The organism is Pseudomonas sp. (assembly GCF_030147005.1).
GTDB lineage: Bacteria > Pseudomonadota > Gammaproteobacteria > Pseudomonadales > Pseudomonadaceae > Aquipseudomonas.
In genome coordinates this window covers 17839-34873 of record NZ_JASLAW010000068.1, presented here as the reverse complement: position 1 = coordinate 34873, position 17035 = coordinate 17839, and the positions used below count along the sequence as shown (strand labels likewise).

Here is a 17035-nt window from a genome sequence, read left to right as displayed (position 1 = left end):
GCGCCTGGCCGAACGCTTGCTGGCAAGCGGCAAGCACCGTTGCGTAGCGCTGCTGGCGGGCGACACGCTGGCCGACTTTGACCTTGCCGAGCGCTACATCCCGGGCTGTACGATGATTGCCGACGGCTTCGCGGCCGCCCTGCTTAAACCCGGCGGCGGCCAACGCAGGGTGTCGGGTATCCAGTGCTTTTATCATCCCGGATTCTGGCAAGGCCTGGATGGCACGCGCGAGGATATCAAGCGCTTCTATCAGTCCCATAACCAGCTAGTGGAACACGCGCTGGCGTCCTACTCCGAAGCGATGCGCAAGCAGGCGTGGTTGCTGCCGCACAACATCAACCGCCTCAGTTGGCAAACCTGGCTGCGCCACCCGGAGAACCGCGACCGATCAGTCGCCACCGATCTGCTGGGCGAATGCGGCCACTGTTACACCGCCGACCCGTTGCTGCTGCTCGATCGCTACGCCCCGGAGCAAACCGGGCGCCCTGCCCTGCTGCTGTCGGTGGGCCTGGGCGGCTGGGTCGGTTGCGCCGCTGTTACCTCAGACGCCTTATCGGAGGCTGCCCATGCTCGATAATCCCACCGCCATTGCGACCGTCAAACCGTCCGCGATCAAATTCGCGCAATTGGGTTTGCTCAAAATAGCGGAAAGTGCCTGTCGCCAGCACGGCGACGCAGTCTGGATCGGCGAGGGTCAGGAAGCCGTGCTGGTACTGGCCGGCGCGCGCCATCTGCGGTTTTTCCTGGAGAACGAAAGCAGCTTTCACAAGGAACTCGACAATGAACACACGTCCAGGCGCCTGCTGCTAGGGCAATCGCTGATCACTGCCCGGGAAGGCGAAGAATGGCACCTGGCCCGGAAACTCACCGCGCCGTTGGTCAATCCCAAATCAGCAGTGCTCAAACAGGGCACTCAAGGCGCCGCGCACTGGTTAGTCGACACGCTCCAGGACGTGGGAAACGACTCCATACAGACAATTTGCATGCAGTGGGCCCTGCGCTGCGTTGCCGAGGGTTTTGTCGGCCCCACGCTCAGCCCTGCGCAGCTCGACAGTCTGGTCAATCACTTTCGCAGGATCTACCTGCAACTGATTGTGGTGGCACCGGCCGAGGACTCTGGGACGCTGTGCCGACATCCGGCGCTGATCGCCTTTCGCGAAGAGCTTGAGTCGCTGCTGGGGCCCTTGATCACTGGCGGCGCAGACGCCAACCCCAGCATGTTGCAACGCTTTTACCAGGCCTTGGATATCAATGCCCACCCCCACGAACGGGAACGGGCAATCAGCATGTTGTTGGGTAACTTGGTGGCCAGCGTCGACAACACCGGGGTTGCATTGCTGTGGTGCCTGACTCACCTGTCACAGCACGCCCAGTATCAGCATCAGGTCCGTGAAGAATCTCGTCAGGGCAGGCGCGATATGGCCAGCGCCATCGTCAAGGAGTCGTTGCGCATCACACCGGTGACGGCATTCTTCGAGCGCTTCACCCAGAGCCCGCTGGACATGGACGGAGTGACAATCCCGTCCGGCACCAAAGTGCTGTTTTCACCCTGGCTGGTCCACCGCAATGCCGCTTACTGGCCCGACCCCCTGAGTTTCAGGCCAGAACGTTTTCTCGAGGGTAAAAAGATCGCGCGGGAGCACTTTGTGCCGTTCAGCATCGGCAAGCGCAACTGTGTCGGCATGGCGCTGGCCATGGACCAACTCACCACAGCCATTGAAACACTGTGCAGCCATTGTGTCTTTGCACTCGCGCCCTCGACTGCGCCTGCCGCGCTCACACCGCTTTATGGGCTGAATGTACTGCCCAGGGGGCCTATCTGTTTCACCATCGAATCGGTAGCCGAGGTCAATGCACATGAATGCATCGCCTGACTCGGCGCCGGGCGCCATTCCGCAGCTCAGTGTGTTTTGTTTCTCTGACGTAGCCCGAGACAGCTTCGCGCAGAAATACGAACAGCTGCTGAGCACTGCCAGGCTGGCGGATGAACTCAATTTTCATGCTGTCTGGACGCCTGAGCGCCATTTCCACACGTTCGGCGGGATGTTCCCCAACCCTTCGGTGATCAGTGCCGCGCTCGCCGTCGCGACACGACGGATCAGGATCCGCGCAGGCAGCGTGGTGCTGCCCTTGCACGACCCGTTGCGCGTCGCCGAGGAATGGGCGCTGGTGGATAACCTTTCACGCGGCCGGGTGGGCGTGGCGTTTTCCGCAGGCTGGCAACGCAATGATTTTGTCCTGCAGGCCCACAACTACCGCGAGCGGCACGAGGTGCTCTTCAGCGCGCTGGAGCAGGTCCAGGCGCTGTGGCGCGGCGAATCGGTGACGCGTCACGAACTGTCGCGGCCGGGACAGCCGGAACCGATCAAGGTGCAAACCTGGCCGCCTGCCTACCAGCACGCCATACCCGCCTGGGTCACAACGGGAAGCAGTCCGTTGTTATTCAACGAGGCCGGCAAACGCGGCCTGAACGTGCTAACGCACCTGATCTCGCAAACCCGTGAACAGCTGCAGGAAAATTGCGCCAGCTACCGCCTTGCACGCCGGGACGCGGGGCTGGACCCGGCAGGCGGCACAGTCACGCTGATGATGCATGCCCAGGCGGGAGAACGTCGCCAGGCGCTGCTGCCACGCCTGCGGCCGGCACTCACGGGCTACCTGCGTGCGTTCATGCAGCTGTCTGAAAATCTCAACAGCGCGCCTGCGTACGATCACCAAACAGCGGAAAAAAAGCAGGACTATGCGCTCAAGTGGGGCGTGGAAAAATACCTCAACCACTATGGTTTATTCGGTTCTGGCGCAGAATGCCGGGAGCAGCTTGAACAGCTCAAGCGTGAAGGCGTCGACGAAGTGGCGGGGCTTGTCGACTTTGGCATGCCTCAGGAAAGTGTGGAAACAACGCTGCGTACACTGGCGACATTACTGTGAAAACGGAGGTTATATGAATACCCTGAACAAGATGAACCTGATGCTCGCGCTGCTGGCCGGCACGAGCGCCTGTTCTACGCTGGCGGCGGAAAAAACCGTGGCATTGAGCGCGTTCAACAGCGTTGAAATCCGCCAAGGTATCAACCTGACGGTCAAATGCGCCGCCACCTCCTCGATGGTGGTCTCAGGTTCTGCCAAGACGCTGGAAAAACTCCAGGTGACGACAAACGACAAAGCCCTGTTGCTGGTCAACGACGCCGGGCAGACCGATCGCCTGTTCTCCAACGCCCTGGACATTACGCTGTACACCAGCGAGCCGCTGAAAGCGCTGACCGGCAAGGCAGGCGTCAAAATCGAGGCCCCCGCCTGTGCAATCGATCAACACACATTGACGGTCGCCGGCAGCATGGGTGCAGATATCTTGGTCGAAGGCAAGACGGCCGAACTGACGCTGGACTTGGCCATGGGCGGCACGTTCAACAAAAAACCGCTGCCGTTCTCGGCGGATGTGGCAACCGTGCGCATGAGCATGGGCGCGCAGTCCTCCCTGTGTCAGGTGCCACGGATCAGCGGCAGCCTATCGGCCGGTGCGCGCATGTCCGTGAGCCCGTCGGCTCAGGTCGATACCGGCGCCACGGGCTCGTTCGGCAGCGATATTTCGACCTCGGACTGTTCCTGATCGGCAAACGCTTGATCAGCGACAAACAGCCATTGCACTGAGGGGTGTCCCGGGGCAGGGATCACCCCGTAGGCCAGGCAAAAACCTTCCTGCGCCTGCACTTGGCGGTAATGAATCTGGCCAATGTTCACGGGCGGGTTGACCATGATCTGCGCCACCCCGCTTGCAGCGCACGGCGGTATCGCGCAAAAGCCGGCGAGTGATTGGGTCAGACCGGCTCCCAGCGCCTTGAGCCAGGTCTCCTTGATGCTCCACAGTTGGGTAAAGCGCGCCAGGTAGTTGGCTTCATCAAGCGCCAGCCAGCGTTGCTCGTCCGGGTGAAAAAAACGCCGGGCGATGGCTTTTTTTACCGTCACTTTCCCGCTGATGGCTTCCAGGTCTACCCCGACCTCATGTCCCCGGCACAGGGCAATGGCCGCCGAACGACCACTGTGGCTCAAGTTGAAGCGCAACCAGGCGTGCTCGGGCAGCCAAGGCTTGCCAGCAGCGGTTCGCGCGATACGCACTTGGTCCACCGGAATGGCCAGGTAGGTGGCCAGCACCTGGCGCAGCCAATGGTGCGCCCGTTGCCGAACCTGCCTGTGCGCCGGCTCATTGTCAAAGTGGCGCAGCAGGCAGACACCGCGGCCTTCGATCAACTCAGGCAGCGCGTTGTAGCGGTAAGTTGATGGTGACCTTGCATCCGGTCTGCTCATGACGATTTTCCAGAGACAAGTAGCCGCCGTGGCTTTCAACGATTTGCCGGCACAAGATCAAGCCAATACCGGTGCCATTGGGTTTGGTGGTGTAGAACGGCACGAACAGGTTTGTCGGATTGGCCAGCCCCACGCCGCCATCAAGAATGGTGATCAGCAAGCGTCCCTTCTCTTCAGCCCACTCGATGTCGATACCGTCGGTGCTGGTGCCCATCGACTCATCGGCATTCTTGATCAGGTTGATCAGCAATTGATGTATCTGTGCGCGGTCGAGGCTGACCGTCAGCGGTCGCGGCCCGTTCAGGCTGATCACACGGTGCGCGAACAACAGGGGCAACTCGGCCATCAAGGCCGCCAGATCCAGACATTCCTTGCGTGGCGGCGCCAGCTTGCCCAACTGCCTGTAGCTGCTGATAAACTCGATCAGCTCGCGCGCCCGTCGGCTGATCAGGTCGATACCCTCGGTAAAACCTGGTGGTAGATTTTCAGCATTCTGCCGGTAATGCTGCTGCAGCATCTGGCTGATGGAGGCGATGGGACTGAGGGAGTTGTTGATTTCATGACTGATGACGCGCAGCAGATCCTGCCAGGCTTTCTGCTCTTCCTGACGCAACATGTGGTCAACGTCACTGACAAACAACAGCACGTTCTGCACCCCGTCGACCATGTAGGTGTCACTGGACACTTTATAGCGCCCGGGCCGCCCTTCATGCTCGGAGACTACCGGCTGTTGCGTGTTGGCGTTAAGCAGCAGGGTGTCCAGTTGCCAACGACTGGCGGTATCGCCAATCAATTTCTCCAGCGACGTGTCCAGCATCTGCGACGCGGCCTCGTTGCACCAGATCAGGCGATAGTCGCCGTCCAGGGCGTAGATAGCGACCGTGATGTTGGAAATCACCTTTTGCAGCAGAAAGTCCATCTCCCGCTGCTGTTGACGGTGGCGCGACAATTGGCTGGAAATATCATTGATCTGTGCGATAACCCCCTCGAAAGCGCCCACCCCCGTGGACACCCCGCGCAGGCTGAAATCCTCTTGCTCCACCGCTTCCAGCAGATTGGATATGACGTTGATCTTAAAAATCAGCTGCTGAAAAAAGTGATAGCAGAAATAGACCATTGTCACGCACAGCACGAACAGCGTGAACAACTTGAGGTACAGGGATTGGTGCGGAAAAAACCATAGCAGCAGATAGGCAATGATTGCGCCCAACGGCGCCAGGCTGCACAGCAGCAGATGACGTATCTCGAATGCGTGAAAAAACTTACTCATGGCAAATTTTTAGTTTTTCAAGCCGACGATAAAACGCGCTGCGGCTCAGGCCCAGCGATTCAGCCGCCTTGACCGCATTGCCGTCATACTGACGCAGGCGCCGCAGCAGCACGGTTTCTTCGACTTCGGCCAGGGTGCAGGTATCGCTCAACCCTGCGGATGCGTCGGTGACCGGACGCGTCGCGCTCTGCGCGGACATCGAAGGCGGCAGGCAAAGGTCTTCCAGGTCGATGACATTGGCGCGACACAGCAACACCGCACGCTCCAACAGATGGCTGAGCTCGCGGATATTGCCCGGCCATGCATAATCGAGAAGCCCCTGGCGCGCCTGCGGTAACAACACTGGCCGGGGTTTGTTGTACTTGCGAGCGAAACGCTTCAGGAAGCGCTCGGTGAGTGGCTCGATATCTTCCAGGCGCTCTCGAAGCGGAGGCAGCTGAATTTGAATCAGATTCATGCGGTACAGCAAGTCCTGGCGGAACCGCCCCTCAAGCACGGCTTTTTCCAGGTCGGAATTGGTTGCGGCGATGATTCGGCAATGCGTGGATTGGGTACGTGAAGAGCCGACGCGCTCAAACTGCCGCTCTTCCAGTACCCGTAGCAATTTCACTTGCTGGGTCAGCGGCAAGTTACCGATTTCATCGAGAAACAGCGTGCCCTGGTCCGCCAATTCAAATCGGCCGATACGGTTTTCCCGTGCGTCGGTGAAGGCGCCTTTGACATGGCCGAACATTTCGCTTTCGAACAACTGCTCGTTGATGCAGCCCATGTTCACTTCGACAATGCTGTGTTCGCTACGTGATGAAATCTGGTGGATGTAACGCGCGAGCAAGCTTTTACCGGTACCGTTTTCGCCCAGGATCAGCACGCTGGTATCCGTCACCGCGACTTTTTCCACCATGCTGATCAAACGTTGCATCGCCGGTGAGCGGACGACCCACTCGCTGTCCATGTCATCTTCAAGCGCCAGCTTGAGCAGCTTGTTTTCTTCGCGCAGGCAATTGCCCGAACGGCGCGCCTGGCTGAGGGTGATCTGCTGCTGGACGATGCTCAGCAAACGCTCGTTGTCCCAGGGTTTCTGAATAAAATCGGCCGCCCCCGCGCGCATGGCGTTGACGATGATGTCGACGCTGCCCCACCCGGTCATCGCCACAGCCGGCAAGCAATCATCGAACTTCTTCATCTCGGCCAGCAACTGTAAGCCTTCCAGGCCGGACGTGGTGTCCTTGCGGAAATTCATGTCCATCAACACCAGGTCAACCGGCTTTGCATACAAATGCGCAAGCAGACGATCAGCCTGTGTTTCTACCGTCACATCGTAACCATGCATGCGCAGCAGGATATCGAGACTGGTCAGGATGCCGGCGTCGTCGTCTATAACAAGGATGTGTTTCTTATCGTTCATGTTAAGCATCCAGCGTGTACGGCCGTGCCTGGGAGCACGGCAGTCGTTTTATTCATAACGAATCGCGTCGGCGGGCGACATATTGGTTGCCTGGCGCGAAGGAAGCCAGACCGCCAATGCCACCACCAGTGTAATCATCAGCGCCACCATCCAGAAGAGGAGCACGAAAGGCGTGTTTGCGTCACCCAAAATACGCGTCAACTTGGGCGCCACGAAGAACGCCAGCGGCAAGCCGATCACCAGCCCGGTCAATAGCTGCTTGCCGCCCTGAATCATCAGCATGCGCAACAAATTGCTCTCAGTGGCGCCCATGGCCATGCGCAGGCCGATCTCCTGGGTACGCTGATTGATCAAGTTGCACATCACCGCGTAAATACCCGTTGCCGCCAAAATCATCGCCACCAGGCCGAACAACATGAAAAGGTTGGCAATAAAATGCAAGCCTGCGGTGTTGCGGGCCAGGCGTTCATCCAGGGTCTGGATCTGATTGACCGACAGATTACTGTCCACCTGACGAACCCCGTTGATCAACGCTGGGCCGACGGTATCCGGTTGCTGGGCGCGCAGCACCAGCATCAACGAGGACGAGGGTTGTTGCTCCAGCGAACGATAGACCGTGGCGCGGTGGCGAAAGGCACTGAAAGGGCGTCCATGGATGACGCTGGGCACCACGCCTACCACGGTGTACCAACGCTGGTCGTCGGTATCGCGAAAACGCAGACGTTTGCCGATCACATCCCGTTCCGCCGGCCAGAACTGTTCGGCAAAGGACTGGCTGACGACGACGACCTGTTGTGAGTCCTGAGTGTCAGCGTGGGAAAACTCCCTGCCCGCTGTCGGCGTGATCCCCATCGCCGACAGGCTACCCGGCATGACCTGCACGTCGTTGACGATCGGGTAGGACCAGCGCTCATTGGTGTTATTGCTCGACGAGTCGACGTCCACCTGGCGCGGCAGAGTGAATTGTCCGACGGCGCTGGTGGTCAATGCGGCGCTATCGACCCCTGTAATCGCGGCGACACTGTCATTCAGGCGCCGATAAAACAGAATACGGCGTGAGTCATCAGGGTAATCATTAGGATTGAGGTGGATTTGCGCGGTCAGATAGTTATGGGTATCAACACCATAATCAGCGCGGGTCGCCTGGTAGACCAGCACGGCAAAAAGCGCGCTGATACACAGGATCGAACAGGAAAGCCCGACTTCAAAGATCACCAGGATCCGTGAAACCCGGCCCGCACCACGACTTTGCGCACCGCGCGTACCATCGCGCAGCACATCATTGAAATTGCCATGCATGATTTTCCAGGCCGGCAAGGCACTGGTGAGCAGCGCCGTGATGATGACCAACGCCAGGGCGTTGAAGACCAGCACATTATCCAGGGACAGCTGCCACCAGAACGGGGTTTTATTAGGGACGAAGCCCGGCAGTATTTGGTTGGTGACCTCCAACCCCCATGCAGCCAGCAGGACGGCCAGGATACCGGACAGACAACAGATGAATAAGCTTTCGAGCATCATTTGCAGAACCAGACGGCCCGCGGGGGAGCCCAGCGCCACCCGAATCGCGATTTCCTTGGAGCGCTCGGTGGTCCTTGCCAGTAGCAGATTCCCGACATTGCAGCACGCCAACAGCAGCACGAAACTGACCGCGAACAACATCACGATAAAGATCGGCCGGGTCTCCTCGCCCATGAAGTTTTCCTGAAAGGTCAATACCTGCGCAGAGAGCCCCTTATTGCTTTCCGGGTGTTCCAGCGCGACCGCCTGCATCACCCTATTGAGGTCGCGATTGGCGTCCTCGAAGGTCACGCCGGGTTTTAAACGCGCATATACCGACACTTCCGGGGCACCTTTACGTACCAGGTAACGCGAAGGTTCAAGCTGCGACGGCAGCCACAGGTCATGAAAGAAGGGGAAGGCGAAATTTTCCGGCATGATGCCGACTATGCGCGTCGGCACACCGTTGATCCTGATATCACGACCAATGACCTGCGCATCGCGAGCGAAATAGTTTTGCCACATGGCGTAGCTGATTACCGCGACAGGTTGGGCACCCGTCTGTATATCTTCCTGATTCAGTACGCGTCCTTGAAATGGCTGAACGCCCGCGTAAGAGAACATCTGCGGGGTGTTTCTGATAGCCATGTAGGAAACAGCCTTACTGCCATCACTGATATCCGCGCGCTCCGCGTAGAAATACCCGACGTCCTCAAGCTGGGTGGTACGCGTCTTGATTTCGCTGTAATCCATGAAGTTCAACCCTGAATCACTCAGGCTGACACTATTCACGGTCGGGTTGACCAGCACCATGTTTTCCCCGTCCGGGTAAGGGAGCGGCGCGAACATAATGGTGTTGATCACCGAAAACATGTACAGGGTCAACGCCAGTCCACAGGACATGATCAACACGGTGACAAAGGTAAAACCGGGGCTTTTCAGGAGTAGTCGCAAGGCGTAGCGAATGTCAAAAAGCATCTTATGCTTCCTTCACCAGGGTCAATTGCCGCGCCTGTTCGCCGTCGCCGACTACCTTGCCGTCAGACAGGACAATACTGCGCTGTGCACGCTCGGCCGAGCGCGGATCGTGAGTGACGATGCAGATAGTGGCGCCCTCGCGGTGCAATTTATCGAGGATGTCGAGCACCGCTTCGGCATTGTGCGAGTCCAGGTTGCCGGTGGGTTCGTCCGCAAGAAGGATCGAGGGGTTACCGACAATCGCCCGAGCCACCGCGACGCGTTGCTGCTGCCCGCCCGAGAGCTGTGACGGATAGTGACGGCTGCGGTGAGACATATTGACCTTGGCTAAGGCTTCGATTACCCGTTGATGCCGCTCGGCTTTGGAAATATCACTGCGGTATGTGAGTGGCAGCGCGACGTTTTCTTCGATCGTCAGATCACTGATGAGGTTGAACGACTGAAAGATGAAGCCGATGTCTCGGTTACGCACCTGCGCGCGCTGCTTCTTGGAAATATTGTCGACATTGTGGCCGGCCAGTTGATAAGTACCGCTCGAAGGCGTGTCCAGCAACCCCAGCACTGAAAGCAGGGTCGACTTCCCACAGCCCGACGGCCCGGAGATGGCGACGTATTCACCTTTTGAAATAGTGAGGGTGATCTTGCTCAGCGCATGAGTCTCGATTTCGTCGGTCAGGAAAATTTTGTTTACATCAGTCAGTGCTACCAACGGTTCCATGGTTGCTGTCTCCTGGGAGTTGTTGCGAAGGCCGGCGCGAGCGGTATCAGTTGACGATTTCAATCTGGTCGGCCCCCTGCCAAGCGGTGCTGTCACTTAGAATTATCTTGTCGCCAGCCTTGAGCCCGGCGGTGATTTGAATGTAATCAGCAGACCCCTGCCCGAAATTCACTTTCATTTTGGTCGCTGAGCGATCTTTGTCGTCCAGTCGGTAGAGCATAGAGGGTAGGTTGTTCTGCGCGAACGGCGGGCGCTCGACGTACAGCGAATTATTGATTTTCGTCACTGCGATCAAGCCGTCGACACTCAGATCAGGCCGCGCTTCCTGAGGCAACGGCTGGTCGAACGTGACATCCACCTTGACTGTTCCGTTGGTCACCGCAGGATCGACCCTGGACAACACACCGGTAAAACGGCTGCGCCCTGTGTTGATCGTGACAGGTTGCCCGACCGCAAGATCGCGCGATTGCAATTCAGGGACTTTGAGCTCGGCGTACAGCTCTTTTTCCTTGGCGAGGCGGGCAATGTCACTGCCTACCGTCACCCGCTGCCCGACCTGAACCTTGACGTCCTGCAAGATGCCATCTATGGGTGACTTGACCTTGAGCGAATCGACTTCCTGCTGACTCAACGCCACTTGGGAGTCCATCTTGTTGAGGCGCATCAGGTTCGCTTTTATATCCGCCTGGACGCTCAGCTTGAGTGTCTTCAACCGCCGCTCTTCAAAACTGACCTGTTGCGTGTACTGTTCAGTCAGGATGCGGGTCGTTTCATATTCCAGCCTGGGCACGGCGGCAATATACTTTTTCTGAGCCGCCAGGCGCAGAGCGGAACTGAGTAGCCGACTCTTTGCATCCAGCATCAATGCCTCCTGATTCAAAATCTTGTTTTGCAGCTCGGCATTTTTTGCCTCGGTTTCGGCGCGACGCGCATCAAGCTCCAGCCGGTTTTCCTGAAGCCGCTGCTCAAGCGTGGGGTTACTCATGACCACCAGCAATTGACCTTTGCTGACTTTCATTCCTGCTTTATAAATAACTTCCTCCACCCGTGCGTCAACATTTGCCGCCACCCAGTTGATGTCCAAAGGTAGAAGCACACCATTGCCCCTTACCTCAACCGCAAAATCACCGTATTTGACTTCCGCCACGGCCACGCTGCTACGAACGACCTGGTAGGGCGAAAATCGATAGTTGTAGATGAGCAACAGCAGCACGAGCAAAACACCACCACCCGCAATAACCTTACGGTGTTTTTTCCATATACCCTTATTTCCCTCGTTTGGGATCGAGATATCCATAACCACACCAATTTAGAAAGCCTGGGCAGTGACAAGCATGCATCGTGCCAACGATTATAAATTTGCATAACCGAATGACAATAAACAACTTTAGTGAAATTCACGGTAATCGCAGCCGAATGGTAATAGCCTGAAGTTTCACTTCCGGAACCATCACCCAAATTTCTTCGCTAAATCAAACGTTACACCTTCGCTGTCCGCCTTACGTCATTCCCATTAGCGGGACAAACCGCAACACGCCTTTTAAGAACATTCCGAAAATGGGATTGGGATTTCCCTGAAACGCGAAATGTTTAAAAAAGCATTGAACAAACAGCTACTTAAAATGGTTAAAAAATGGCATAGCAATTGCCTGTTCATATGTGAGTCACACGCCAACACACATAATAATTGCTACGCCATCGAGCGCTGCAGAACGGAGTCTGTATGTGGGAACGTAAAATCTCCAACGCGGAAAAGTCCTTATTTACCCAGCAGATAATGGACGACCTGAATAAACGCCATTTCGAGATATATGGAAAACATGCGCACACCGATAAAACGTTGTGCATTGCCAAGGTAATCAACTACATGGTGGAGAATATTTCAGAAGAAATCACCTTAAACGACTTGGAGAAAATCTGCGGCAAATCCCGCTTCGACATCTGCCGAATGTTCAACCTGTTCTATAACGTGACGCCGATCAAGTGGATGTGGAAAGTTCGCCTGGCACTGGCCAAGGAGTTTATCCAACTGGCACCCGAGTGGTCATTGACCGATATCAGCTATGCCTGTGGCTTTTCCTCGCTGCCGCATTTCTCGCGAAGTTTCAGCAAGACGTACAATGAAACGCCACTCAAGCTCAAACAGTGCATCATGAAGTTAACCCGACAGGAGTCCAAAAAAGAGAGCTCGGAGTACGACTGTATTTTTGGACTGCAGAGAAATAATTTTTCACGCAACATGCTGATCAATAACATCAACTCGTTATAACAACTAATCCCAACCAACGGCGCACGAACCTCAGCTCACTCCAACGCTGTTGTATGGCTCGAGTTCTCTCCATTAGTGCCACGCCGCCGTTCCCCTGTGGCGGGGAGAAAGCAGACATGGCAACAGCGTTGATCGTGCAGTCGGGTTTTATATCAGGCTGTGGACTGACTGAGAGGAGAGCCAAATTGTGAAATGCTGCGTGTATAAACGCACGGTCTTCAGTACCGGGCACTTACAGCAGACAGCGACTTACCGCTTCAAACGTTTGAAACGCAGATCCATGGCGGGGCGCAGGAATAAGACCGGTTTGGCCATGGCAGAACCGTCCTCCTGCGCAGTAGGTTCCAGAAAAGCAGAGATACGTTTGAACACCGCGGCATCACGCAAAGCGCCATTATGTCCCTGGCCCTCCGTCACTATCAGTCTGCTCTTGCCTAACGCATGGTTGAGCACCATGGCCTCTTCCAGGCCAATACTAATATCGCCTTTGTCATGCAGGATCAGCACCGGCTGTTTTATGTGCGCGATCAATTCCGGCCCGACTTTGTCGGGGTGCACACCATAACGCAGCTGATACAGTTTTTTCATGGCATCGGCGATGTGGCCAGGCAGTTTATGGCTGAGCACATAATTATCCACCACCTCACCCAAGCTGCACGGACTGCCGATCAGGATCATTCGCTTGAAGTACAGTCCTTGCATGGCGGCCATGCAGCCTACCAACCCCCCGGATGAGTGGCCGACCACCACGGAAAACGGACCATACTGCCGCTCGATATCAATCACCGCCCTGGAGAGGTCGTAAAAAGACACGCTCCTGCCTGCCGACGCGCCATGTGCCGGCAAATCCGGTGCAAACACGCTGTACCCTTTCGCCTGCAGCCGCTGGGCAAGATGCCTGAGCATGATGCTTCGACCGTCCCAGCCATGCAGTAACAGCACTTTCTCTGCGTGGGGCTCGGGTTGAGGATAAATGAACATGTTGACGAACGCGTGGCGCCAGGTGAAGTTTTCCTGCCGGCATTGCCTGAGCAACATCAGCTCTGCGGTTTTATAGGGCAACGGCCGAGTCTTTTCGAACAAATGCATGGCATACAATGCCGACAGGTAAGACGACATCATGTCCAATGAATACAGGTCAAATAACCTGATCGAGCGGCACACTCGAACGTAGTGCGTTGTCGGCCGGACCTTGGCTTTCATCAACAGCGTTGGCCGCCGACGCATCACCACCAGTACACGAAGGTAGTTCTGGTGGACCAGCGAAACGATCAATAACAGTGGATAAATAACACTAAAGAACATGCTCACGCCCCAGCTTGTTCGCGAGCCGCCAATACTCACTTGCGAAGGCCAGAAAGTTGATCGCACTGAACACAATGATGATACCCAGGATCGACTTGACCCCGGAGAAGCGCTCCCAACCTACCCATAAAACAATCACCATCAGCAACTCGATGATGACCGTCAGCATCAACACACGCCGCGCCTGATCCAGTTGCTCGAGCAATGCCTGCAACGACGCTACAAACGCGGTTAGAAAGAACGTCGGCAATAGAATCAGCATCATCTGGCTGCTGGCTTCCCTGATCGCGTCGTCACCGGAAAGCAAGCCGATCAACCGACTCTCACTGAAATACACCGCGACGGTGAGCACCAGATAGAGCCCTCCAATAAACATTAACCCACGGTGCAGAAGCCACTTCAGCCCTTCACCGCTGGTGACCGTCAATCGCTGGTTGATCAGGATCGCCAGGGCAGAACCACAGGCCACGGCGGGAATCACGATAAACATTCTGATCTTGGTGATGATCAGGAATGCGGCCACGTACTGCTCACCGACTTTCCCAATCAAGGGAAACACCAGCAGCGAACTGAAAAAGACCACGATGAACGATGCGAAGATGGGCAAGCCAACCTGCGCAAGCAGACCTTTGAGCCGAGCAATGAAAGCGTGGGGGCGATCGTCATGTGCCTGGCGACCGACGCGCCAGACCAGCCATGTGGCGACGGGGATCAACAGGCAGGACGCCAGCGCGTTGGCGACGATAATGGAATAGAAACCCAGACCGTACACGTGGTAGCTGGAATAGCAAATAGCGCCGTTCAAAACAATGAAGGCCATCACCAGGAGCATGCTGGCTGCGCTTCTGCCCTGCCCTCGCAGGGCGCTGTTGCACATCTCCAACTGAACGAATGGCAGCATCGAAAGGAAATATAGAGGCAGTGCTTCTTGATAAAAATGTGCGCCAGCAACGGGAAGCGCCTTCTCCAGCCAAGGCGCGGATAACGCAATGGCCGCACTCACGAAGGCAATGACAGCGATCCCCAACACGGCTAAAAGCAGAGTCGCCCTCAAGACTTTTTGCCTTGACCAAAGGTTCACCGACCTGGCACTGAACACCTGATTGCTGATAGCCAAACATTCGAGAATTGCCAGAAACAGGAAACTGAACGGCTGAATCATCGACAACCAATAAATAGAGGTTGTCTCGGCGCCGTGCCCCAAAATCGCGGTCTGGATATTTTGCGAAAAAGACACCGCAACCGCGACCACAATCATCGGCCAGGCGAGCTTCAACAGGTCCGCAATATCCCGACCGGCCCCCTGGCGTTGCGACATAACCAAGCCCGGTGATGTATTCACACCTCCACCCCCGGGCTGTTGCGCTGCGGCGAGCCAGAGTGTCCCGTCGTCTTGCCATACAGGCTGTAAATCACCATCGAGAGATAAGACAGCGTGTGGGTTGCGCCCAGCAGATAGCCATGACCGCCCATTAGTTTTTCCGCTCTGTTGGTCAGTTGCGTAATCTGCCAATGGTCGTCTTCAGCGTCGTGGAAATCCTGCGCCGCGATCCGCATGTCCCACTGCAACAGCAACAGGCTGCAGTGGCTGCTCAGGTCCGCGAATTCGGCTTTGATCAACTGGTGCCGGGTGGCTTTCACGCCAAAGCTTCGGCGCGCGGACAAATGCGTCCAGCTCATGCCCAGCATGCGCATCAACAGTCCCAGGCGCGCGGCGACAGAAACCACCAGTTGGCTGTCATCGACGGCGATCACCTGCTCTTCTCCCAGCCATTGCAGGTCAAGGCCGAGACAGGCAAGCACCCGATCCGCCTGCGGTGATTGGCTGGTCGTTGCCGTTGGCTCATTGAGCACAAGCTGGTAACCCTGACTGAACGCACGCCGGGCCTGGTGCGGCAACTCAAGGTGCAATTGCCTTACCGCCTCGGCCGGCTCATTGCTCGCAAACAGCTGATAAATCCGGTTGAACGGACTGTCAGCCATAGGAACGCTCCACTTGCAGGTGCTGCTCGATCCAACTGATCAACTTACCGACTGACGTAAATGCATCCTGACTGATCTGATCAGGCTCAAACATTAAGCCCGGTACTTTTTCCTCAAGCGTCAGCAAGAACTGCACGAACAATACCGAGTCCAGGTCCAGATCTTCATTGAAGTCTGTTTCCAGGCTGACCGTCACCGCCGAAGCCATCACCTCGTTAAGTGCCTTATTAATCGCCGACAGAAGATCTGACATGTAAAACCTCACTGGTTTGGTTTCTTTCAATTAAAACGCATGAAAGCGTGACGCCCATGCCCATGGTCAGGCAGAGTATTCTTTGCCCGGTAAATTTCTTCAGCAGCGCGGCCAAATTAAATAGAATATCGGCACAGTAAGCATGCCCATACTCGGCGATATGCTCGGTAAACAAAATGCCTTTGAATTGCAGTTTCTCAACCACGCGCCTGAGCATCGGCAGGTCCAGATTACACGGCACGATGGCGTCAATACTCTCTGCCGGAACATTGAACTTGCTCAGTACATATAGATAAAAGTCGTAGTAATCATGTTCCAGCAAGGCATACAACTCGCGCCGGCGCGCCGGTGTCTGCTGGCGGTGGTTATCATAAAAGCCGGGCATGTGCCTCACAGCCGTGTGCGTAACGTTCCAGTGCGCGGGCCCCGCATTGAGCAGCATCACCGCAGGCACTTCGGCAAGCACACTGTTATCGAGTCGATTGATTGCGCTATGAAAGGCTTTCTCTCCCGTCAATAGCAGCATCGGCTCGCCACGCTTGATCAATCTGTTTTTCAGCAAGTGAACGGCCGACAAGGCCGACGAACAATGATTCAAGCTGACGCTGAGTACTTCCCAATGACCAATGCCACAGCCACGGGCGATGTCCCGAAGCCAATCATTATCGAAGAACGTATTATGTGTCTGAGTTTTGGCATAGGCCAAACACCCGTTAAGTGTTTTCAAGTGCGGATTTGCAGTGATCAGCGAACTCAACGTCTGCGCCAACATATAGGCGTGTGTGCTGGACGACAGCGCAACCGCCTCCAGAAAATAATAACGTTGCAATACCTTGCACGCGCCCGACTTCAAGTCATGCGACCGTTCAAGGGTGTTTAGTGGATTTAATGAAATTTGATCCGGCAACCAGCATAAATAATTAAGTGGCAGCATAACGTTCCCGCGTGGGTAATTTTTAGTTCATCTAGAAATTACCCACATCGTCCCAGAAACGAATCGTGCTTTTTGCCTCAAATTGCTTAAAAACGCTGATTTCCCATTTACAAGTCCC

At 56.1% G+C, this 17035-nt stretch carries 15 protein-coding genes and 1 pseudogene; 5 read left to right on the top strand and 11 right to left on the bottom strand.

Annotation, left to right across the window (positions count from 1 at the left end; genetic code table 11):
* The 4 genes and pseudogenes from Q1V60_RS06805 to Q1V60_RS06790 form a co-directional block, all read left to right on the top strand.
* Nucleotides 1–577 (top strand): annotated as a pseudogene (locus tag Q1V60_RS06805) (3-oxoacyl-[acyl-carrier-protein] synthase III C-terminal domain-containing protein); the annotation flags it as partial.
* Nucleotides 567–1874 carry a cytochrome P450 gene (locus tag Q1V60_RS06800; RefSeq protein ID WP_300628638.1) on the top strand — a complete coding sequence of 436 codons (1308 nt, stop codon included), beginning with the start codon at nucleotides 567–569 and terminating at the stop codon, nucleotides 1872–1874. The pseudogene Q1V60_RS06805 and the gene Q1V60_RS06800, both read left to right, overlap by 11 nt.
* Nucleotides 1858–2928: a MupA/Atu3671 family FMN-dependent luciferase-like monooxygenase gene (locus tag Q1V60_RS06795; protein WP_300628636.1), complete on the top strand. Its 1071-nt coding sequence runs from the start codon at nucleotides 1858–1860 to the stop codon at nucleotides 2926–2928. Before Q1V60_RS06800 ends, Q1V60_RS06795 begins: the two co-directional genes overlap by 17 nt.
* Nucleotides 2929–2941: 13 nt before the next feature.
* Nucleotides 2942–3607: a DUF2807 domain-containing protein gene (locus tag Q1V60_RS06790; protein ID WP_300628634.1), complete on the top strand. Its 666-nt coding sequence runs from the start codon at nucleotides 2942–2944 to the stop codon at nucleotides 3605–3607.
* Here the strand turns inward: Q1V60_RS06790 and Q1V60_RS06785 are convergent.
* The 6 genes from Q1V60_RS06785 to Q1V60_RS06760 are packed head-to-tail and all read right to left on the bottom strand — an operon-like array spanning nucleotide 3544 to nucleotide 11470.
* Nucleotides 3544–4302 carry a 4'-phosphopantetheinyl transferase superfamily protein gene (locus tag Q1V60_RS06785; protein WP_300628631.1) on the bottom strand — a complete coding sequence of 253 codons (759 nt, stop codon included), beginning with the start codon at nucleotides 4300–4302 and terminating at the stop codon, nucleotides 3544–3546. The genes Q1V60_RS06790 and Q1V60_RS06785 overlap by 64 nt on opposite strands.
* On the bottom strand, nucleotides 4247–5572 hold the full coding sequence (locus tag Q1V60_RS06780; protein WP_300628628.1) for an ATP-binding protein: 1326 nt from the start codon (nucleotides 5570–5572) through the stop codon (nucleotides 4247–4249). Before Q1V60_RS06780 ends, Q1V60_RS06785 begins: the two co-directional genes overlap by 56 nt.
* Nucleotides 5565–6977, bottom strand: a complete 1413-nt coding sequence (locus tag Q1V60_RS06775) for a sigma-54 dependent transcriptional regulator (protein ID WP_300628626.1) — start codon at nucleotides 6975–6977, stop codon at nucleotides 5565–5567. Before Q1V60_RS06775 ends, Q1V60_RS06780 begins: the two co-directional genes overlap by 8 nt.
* A 48-nt stretch (nucleotides 6978–7025) precedes the next feature.
* On the bottom strand, nucleotides 7026–9455 hold the full coding sequence (locus tag Q1V60_RS06770; protein ID WP_300628624.1) for an ABC transporter permease: 2430 nt from the start codon (nucleotides 9453–9455) through the stop codon (nucleotides 7026–7028).
* Between the two features lies 1 nt (nucleotide 9456).
* Entirely contained in the window at nucleotides 9457–10173 is a 717-nt protein-coding gene (locus Q1V60_RS06765) for an ABC transporter ATP-binding protein (RefSeq protein ID WP_300628622.1), read from the bottom strand.
* 46 nt (nucleotides 10174–10219) lie between these two features.
* A complete protein-coding gene (locus tag Q1V60_RS06760) occupies nucleotides 10220–11470 on the bottom strand; it encodes an efflux RND transporter periplasmic adaptor subunit (protein WP_300628620.1) in 1251 nt (416 codons plus the stop codon).
* Between the two features lie 426 nt (nucleotides 11471–11896).
* Between Q1V60_RS06760 and Q1V60_RS06755 the strand changes: the two genes are divergently transcribed.
* Nucleotides 11897–12442, top strand: coding sequence for an AraC family transcriptional regulator (locus Q1V60_RS06755; protein WP_300628618.1), 546 nt, complete (start codon nucleotides 11897–11899; stop codon nucleotides 12440–12442).
* 249 nt (nucleotides 12443–12691) lie between these two features.
* Here Q1V60_RS06755 and Q1V60_RS06750 read toward each other — a convergent pair whose 3' ends face one another.
* From Q1V60_RS06750 to Q1V60_RS06730, 5 genes are read right to left on the bottom strand one after another with little or no spacing between them, the layout of a single operon-like run.
* Complete coding sequence (locus tag Q1V60_RS06750; protein WP_300628616.1) at nucleotides 12692–13747, bottom strand: alpha/beta hydrolase; 1056 nt, start codon at nucleotides 13745–13747, stop codon at nucleotides 12692–12694.
* Nucleotides 13737–15089, bottom strand: coding sequence for an MATE family efflux transporter (locus tag Q1V60_RS06745; protein WP_300628613.1), 1353 nt, complete (start codon nucleotides 15087–15089; stop codon nucleotides 13737–13739). The genes Q1V60_RS06750 and Q1V60_RS06745 overlap by 11 nt, the downstream gene beginning before the upstream one ends.
* Nucleotides 15086–15730, bottom strand: coding sequence for a hypothetical protein (locus Q1V60_RS06740; RefSeq protein ID WP_300628610.1), 645 nt, complete (start codon nucleotides 15728–15730; stop codon nucleotides 15086–15088). Before Q1V60_RS06740 ends, Q1V60_RS06745 begins: the two co-directional genes overlap by 4 nt.
* Entirely contained in the window at nucleotides 15723–15983 is a 261-nt protein-coding gene (locus tag Q1V60_RS06735; protein ID WP_300628608.1) for a phosphopantetheine-binding protein, read from the bottom strand. The genes Q1V60_RS06740 and Q1V60_RS06735 overlap by 8 nt, the downstream gene beginning before the upstream one ends.
* Nucleotides 15958–16917 carry a 3-oxoacyl-[acyl-carrier-protein] synthase III C-terminal domain-containing protein gene (locus Q1V60_RS06730; protein ID WP_300628606.1) on the bottom strand — a complete coding sequence of 320 codons (960 nt, stop codon included), beginning with the start codon at nucleotides 16915–16917 and terminating at the stop codon, nucleotides 15958–15960. Before Q1V60_RS06730 ends, Q1V60_RS06735 begins: the two co-directional genes overlap by 26 nt.
* Nucleotides 16918–17035 lie beyond the last annotated feature (118 nt).

Excerpts from the sequence above, each read along its gene's own strand:
- Q1V60_RS06800 (WP_300628638.1), top strand. The coding sequence starts at position 567 with ATGCTCGATAATCCCACCGCCATTGCGACCGTCAAACCGTCCGCGATC.
- Q1V60_RS06795 (WP_300628636.1), top strand. The coding sequence starts at position 1,858 with ATGAATGCATCGCCTGACTCGGCGCCGGGCGCCATTCCGCAGCTCAGT.
- Q1V60_RS06790 (WP_300628634.1), top strand. The coding sequence starts at position 2,942 with ATGAATACCCTGAACAAGATGAACCTGATGCTCGCGCTGCTGGCCGGC.
- Q1V60_RS06785 (WP_300628631.1), bottom strand. The coding sequence starts at position 4,302 with ATGAGCAGACCGGATGCAAGGTCACCATCAACTTACCGCTACAACGCG.
- Q1V60_RS06780 (WP_300628628.1), bottom strand. The coding sequence starts at position 5,572 with ATGAGTAAGTTTTTTCACGCATTCGAGATACGTCATCTGCTGCTGTGC.
- Q1V60_RS06775 (WP_300628626.1), bottom strand. The coding sequence starts at position 6,977 with ATGAACGATAAGAAACACATCCTTGTTATAGACGACGACGCCGGCATC.
- Q1V60_RS06770 (WP_300628624.1), bottom strand. The coding sequence starts at position 9,455 with ATGCTTTTTGACATTCGCTACGCCTTGCGACTACTCCTGAAAAGCCCC.
- Q1V60_RS06765 (WP_300628622.1), bottom strand. The coding sequence starts at position 10,173 with ATGGAACCGTTGGTAGCACTGACTGATGTAAACAAAATTTTCCTGACC.
- Q1V60_RS06760 (WP_300628620.1), bottom strand. The coding sequence starts at position 11,470 with ATGGATATCTCGATCCCAAACGAGGGAAATAAGGGTATATGGAAAAAA.
- Q1V60_RS06755 (WP_300628618.1), top strand. The coding sequence starts at position 11,897 with ATGTGGGAACGTAAAATCTCCAACGCGGAAAAGTCCTTATTTACCCAG.
- Q1V60_RS06750 (WP_300628616.1), bottom strand. The coding sequence starts at position 13,747 with ATGTTCTTTAGTGTTATTTATCCACTGTTATTGATCGTTTCGCTGGTC.
- Q1V60_RS06740 (WP_300628610.1), bottom strand. The coding sequence starts at position 15,730 with ATGGCTGACAGTCCGTTCAACCGGATTTATCAGCTGTTTGCGAGCAAT.
- Q1V60_RS06735 (WP_300628608.1), bottom strand. The coding sequence starts at position 15,983 with ATGTCAGATCTTCTGTCGGCGATTAATAAGGCACTTAACGAGGTGATG.
- Q1V60_RS06730 (WP_300628606.1), bottom strand. The coding sequence starts at position 16,917 with ATGCTGCCACTTAATTATTTATGCTGGTTGCCGGATCAAATTTCATTA.